Annotated in this window: 1 protein-coding gene; it reads right to left on the bottom strand. The window is 46.6% G+C overall.

What is annotated here, in order from left to right; translation table 11 throughout:
* A partial coding sequence (locus ACUVJL_RS25000) for a two-partner secretion domain-containing protein (protein WP_445248303.1) occupies positions 1–5,670 on the bottom strand: 5,670 nt, incomplete at its 3' end.
* Between the last annotated feature and the right edge of the window lie 183 nt (positions 5,671–5,853).

Raw genomic sequence — 5,853 nt, 5'->3', positions numbered from 1 at the left:
CAAAGCTGCTAGGGGTAATTGGCGCAAACCGGCATCGAATGAAAACACTAGCGTATCGACATTTAATCCTTCTAAATCTGGACTAATAGGCGCAATTAACCACTGGTAAAGTTGCTGACCTGTTGGCAAATATTCTTCATTTTCATAATCATTTGCTTGACCCAAATAACGATGAAACTCTGCCACTGTTGCTAGCAAATCTTTGCTCTCGACAGGGACGTTTCTGAGAATCGGAGGGCCGTCGGGAACTACTAACACTAGCGACAATTCTTCGAGACGGACGATCGCGTAAACAATGACTGCTTGTTTTCCGGTTTCTTCCTTAATCTTTTTCAGAGTTTCTCTCACATATTGAACGTTGATTTTTTTATCAGTTAAATTTTCTCCAGCCTCATTTTCGTAATCTTGTTCAAACAGTTGGTCAATTAGGGAAACAGCATCGTTAGCATTGTTTTGGTCGAGAGTTTGTTCTACAAGCGATCGAGTTATTTGAGAGGGAATTTGATTGGGGATATTTGGGATATTTGGCGTTTCTGCTGCGGGAGTTGGTGCAGGAGTCGGAATTGGTGCGGGCGCTGGAATTGGTGCGGGTGCGGGAATTGGTGCGGGTGCGGGAACTGGTGCGGGTGCTGGAGTAATAGTGGGTGAATCTTGAACGGGCGCTGTATTTATTGCAGCAATTGTATCCCACACGTTAGAAAGATTGAGGTCAAAGGGTTCAGAAGTAGCAATCGGTAAACTAGGAGTTCGATCGATTATTTCCGGCGGAGTTTCTGCGACTGAAACAGTTAAACTATCAGCCGATGGCTGTTGAGAAATCAGGTTATCTGCTTCGGCTCCGGCAATGGTGTTAACTGACGGGGTGTAAGGAAGTTCTAGGGAGATAATTGTTTCGTTGTTACGCTCCCAATTTAATTGGGTATTTCCCGTTGCAGCGTTTTGGCTAATAGAGGTTTTAGCTCCCAATAAATCGCCAATTAAAAAAGCTAACTCTTCTTGGGGAGTTTGGCTTTGCCTGACAGCAGGCGCGGGAACGATCGCACTTGCAGGCGCGGGGACGATCGCACTTGCAGGCGCGGGAACGATCGCACTTGCAGGTGCTGGCTGAATTTGAGCTACAGGCTGGGTTACAGAGGCAATAGGGGCTGTGGTCGCTGGATTTGGCGCGTTTGAAGGTTGGGAGGCGATCGCAGGTTGAGTGGCAATCGGTGCGGTGGGAGCGGTGAGTTGGGCGCTCGGGGGAATTCTCGGCGGGGCGGGTATTCGGGCAGCAGCGTTTGGCGTTGTGGGTGTTGAGGGCTGTGTGCGGGCTGTGCGGGGCGGCAGTCTTGAGGAATTGGTGCTTAGCAGTTGTTGGATGAGGGAAAAATCGATCGGCGCGAGTTCGGGTGTTGGGGATGGGGATGGGGTGGCGATCGAAGTTTCGGGAATGGGGGCAGGTGGGATAAATATTTGGGGATTTGGGGAAGCTGCGATCGAGCTTTCGGGAGTTGCCGATGGTGCGACGCGCAAACGCGGTGGGAATAGCGGTGAGGGCGTGGGTACGGGCGTTGGAGTATCTGCGGGTGTGGGTGCAGGCGTTGGAGGATCTGGGGGTTTGGGTGTAGGCGTTGGAGGATCTGGGGGTTTGGGTGTAGGCGTTGGCGGCGGTACGGAAATAATTTGAATGCGATCGCGATTTTGCACGAGACTGCGATCTTGTCTGTGAGTATAGGGATATTCGCGATCGGGCAAAATTGTTTGTATGGGATTACTATTTCCCCTAGTAATTGCACCCCTCGTTCCATTTGTGGCAGGATCACCGACAATAAACGGCGTTAATCCGGCGCCTCCGTGGCGGATAATTATAGTACCGCCGTTGCTATCTCCTGGACTTCCCGCCGTAGAAATGCTAGCATTGATGCCGTTTCTGTCTGTGAACGAATTTAGCGATCGAAAAAAGTTTTCGGTCAAAATCGAAACATTTCCGCCAGTACCGCTGCCCTGACTCTGAGCATCAATTTGACTGACAACAATATTGCCAGTAGTGCTGCGGTTAATCGCGGTAACATCGCCCGCATTCCCCTTAGCCGAAGAGTCAACTTTTCCAGCATTAATATTGCCGTTAGCATCGAAAAAAATATTGCCGGCATTACCAGCCGCAGAGGTGTTGACATCGCCAGCAGTAATATTAGTGCCAGCATTAAGCTCGATATTGCCACCATTGTTAGGGGAAGTCGAGTTAAGATGACCTGTTTTGATTTCTCCTTTGTCGCTGTACAAAGAAATTCCCGCCGCGGAGGTAATATTTTGGGTAGTAATGTTATTAGTTGTAGCAATGTCGATCGCGGCGGTAGTTTTGGGAATATCATCTAGAATTTTGATACTGTTGAGACGAGTCACGTTGCCGATCGCACCGCCAAACTGAACAACTCCCGCATCGGGTTTGACCGTAAGATTGTGCGAGCCATCAACAGTAGAATTGAAAGTAATGTCGCCCGTCTCCCGAATTATTACAGAGAGGTCATTAGCCAATGTTACCGGAGCAGCAAATGTAATATTATTGCGGTTAGTTTCGATACTTCCGCCCACAGTAATACTATTTGCCTTAAGCTCAATATTGCCACCAGTCACAGTGATGTTGGGAGCAAAAGTGCGGGAATTAATACTAGATGTAGCGACAGTTCCTTTAGCATCTATGGCAACATTTCCGCCTTTGCCATTTGCCGCAGCAGTAATCAGCGGACCGGCAGTTGTGTCAATATTACCGCCGCTTTGAATGCGAAGATTGCCACTATTGGCATTGACCCCGCTTAACAATACAGCCGAGTCCCCAATTCCGGCTGTAGTGATATTGTTGGTGGCTTCTAGGGAAATATTGCCGCCGTTGTTGCCGCCCATTGCATTGATGATTCCGGCGGTAGTATCTATAGAACCGCCGCTTTTGAAGGTTATTGAGCCGCCGTCTTGATTGCCGCTCGCTTCGATGTCACTGGTAGTAATGTTGCCCGTAGCATTTAAATTAACAGTGCCACCTTTTTTAGTTGTGAAATCTGGCGAAGAACCATCATTAAAAGTTGTAATTAACGAACTTGTAGTGATATTGCCATTTTTATTCGTAAATTCAAGATTTCCACCTTGTAATTTTCCTCCAGCTATAACCTCACCTATATTAATGTCACCCTTGGTAGTAGATAAAGTAACGTTGCTGCCATTGCCATTCTCAGACACACCTGTAATTGTAATTCCTACGGTCGATGTTTTAATGCCGCTGTCAGCTTGAAGCGCGACTTTTCCAGCAGTGCGATCGCCCGTGACATCGATCGTTCCGGTATTTATGGAACCGGCAGTGCTCGTAAGTGCGATCGGCCCACCATCTAAACTCGCCAGTGCACTGAGATTGCCAGTCGTAATATTGCTGCCAGCATTTAAAGTAATTGAGCCACCATTTTCAGGGCGAAAAATATCCGCTCCCGACTGAAGAGTGCTGCTTGAAATTAAGTCCCCTGTAGTGATGCTGCCGTTAGTGCTAGTAAAGTTAATTATCCCCCCCTGTCCGCCCCGCAATGTGCCGTAGTTAGAGACGTTACCTGTTTTAATATCACCATTGGTAGTAGATATTTTGATGTTGCCACCTCTCTTACCGCTGTTAGAAGTAGCATCTATTTGGCCAGTATTAATAGTGCCATTTACACTTGTAATATTGATATTTGCACCATCTGCTTTCGATGAACCTGTACTAGTTGATCCTATAATATCTAGATTAATGTTACGATTTGCCTGTAACGTTACAGAACCAGGATTGCCGGGGGAATCGCTATTTCCAGCGCTTATATGTACTCCATTTGTCGGAAAAATAATAGCTCCCTGTTCGCTGATGATGGTAACATTACCACTACTGCCAGTAGCTATTACGTTAGGAACTCCTCCTGCAAAACTCTCTATGCAAAAACTAGGGGAAGCACAGTCTAAAGTAATATCGTTTTTTCCTTTGAGAGTAATATCACCCGCTCCACTGGGCGCGAAAGAATGTATATCGGCAGTAGTAATGCTGCCACCTGCATTCACAGTAATATCACCGCCACTGCCAAGGATCTTTGTATTTATAGTAGTAAGTCGGCCTGTAGAAATGTTGCCCCCAGCAGTCAAAGAGATATAACCAGCTTTACCCCCAAAAGCGTCTGCCATAATCAGGTCAGTTTGAATGTTGCCTCTAGCTTGCATAATTACAGGGCCTACGTTATTGGAATTACTTACATAAGTATCAATTTTTCCACCTACTTGAATATTGCCACCCGAGCGCAAAATTACCGATCGCGAACTGCCCAATATAAATTCATCACCCGTAGTAGCACCAGCCAAAGTTGCATCTGGACTCGTAATTATGATATCTCCATTAAAAGTAATATTTCCAGTACCTGAAGTCGTATCTACCTTGAGGGAAGCCCCCGTATATCCCCCAGCGATATAGTCCTTAGACTGCGTAAATATTGGATCGTACAAACTGGTAAAATTAGCAGGTTTGCCCGCTCGATCGAGAATTGACATATTATTGCCACTGCGAAAGTGAGCATCTGTAGATATGATGCCATCACTCACTAAAGTCAGATTTCCACCGCTGACAAAAGGCGTTTGCGAAAGATGATTCAGCGCAAAAATATCAATACTTTGATTTCCATGAATATACAGATTACCGCCAGCATTAGCCACAAACGGATTTGCCACACTATCGCGCACCCGCACTGTATTGTCAGCCAGCAAATTTAAATCGCCAGTTGTACGCAACAGACTTTCAACTAATGTCAAATTGCGATTAGCTGACAGCGTTGCACTTCCCGCGCTTACGCCTTTAGCAACTGCATCTCCATTCTCTACTTGCACACCACCAGTTAATTCTACTTGCCCTTGAGAATTAACCGTCACCCCCGTTGCACCTCCCCCGCCACCCGCCAACAACTGCGGCAAAGATGCAACCGGTAACACCCAATTTTGAGGCAAGCTGCCCGCTGCAGATTGCGGCTGAATCTCCAAACTCAACAGATTTCCCGGTTGACTAATTCTGACTAAACTCTCACCCGGTACAGCCGCAACAGTAATATTACCTCCCGGTGCAGAAAGTTGTCCCGTACTCAAAACCGTGCCGCCCAACAAAGTTAAATTTTGCCCTTGTCCCACTGCCAAATTGCCGAAATTGACAATTCCTCCCGGCTGTGTATTTGTAAAAGCAAAAGTATTAGGATTTCCGACTAATTGAGTATAATTATTCGTGCCAGCCGCACTAAACCAGTTATTGTTAAAGCCGATGCCCGTCGCAGTAGTAGCAGTGAAAGCAGCAGGCACGTTCAAACTGGCATTTGTTCCGAAAACAATCCCCGCTGGATTCATTAAAAATAAATTGGAATTGCCGCCAGTTATTTGAATTAATCCGTTAATCAGCGAAGCATCGCCGCCGACAACTCGCCCTAAAATATTGCGGATATTGGGATTTGATATAAAATTGGCAGTTTGCCCTTGAGTTAAACCGAATTGTTGGAAACTGTGAAAGAGATTCGCACCGTCGCCAGATTGTTGTCCGCCTTGGATGTTGAATTGGTTGCCGCTGGGAGTAATTTGAGTATTCGTGCCGTCGGTTGCGGGGGTAATTTGGGCTGTGGCTGTTTCGGATGCGGGGAAAAGTCCTAATTCCCACATTGCTAAGGCGGTAAATGAGAGGAAGGTTAGGAAAAAGCGGGGTTTTTTGTGTGTTGATTTCATGGTTTTTTTAGTAGATGATATCTGCTACACTCTGATAAGTCCGACAGTCCGCCAATCCGCCAGGGAATTCATTTCCTGGCTGATAGCGAAAGTCCTTTAAAGAGGACTGTAGAAAAAAGT

Source organism: Microcoleus sp. OTE_8_concoct_300 (assembly GCF_031383065.1).
GTDB lineage: Bacteria > Cyanobacteriota > Cyanobacteriia > Cyanobacteriales > Microcoleaceae > Microcoleus.
This window is presented reverse-complemented; position numbering and strand designations above follow the sequence as displayed.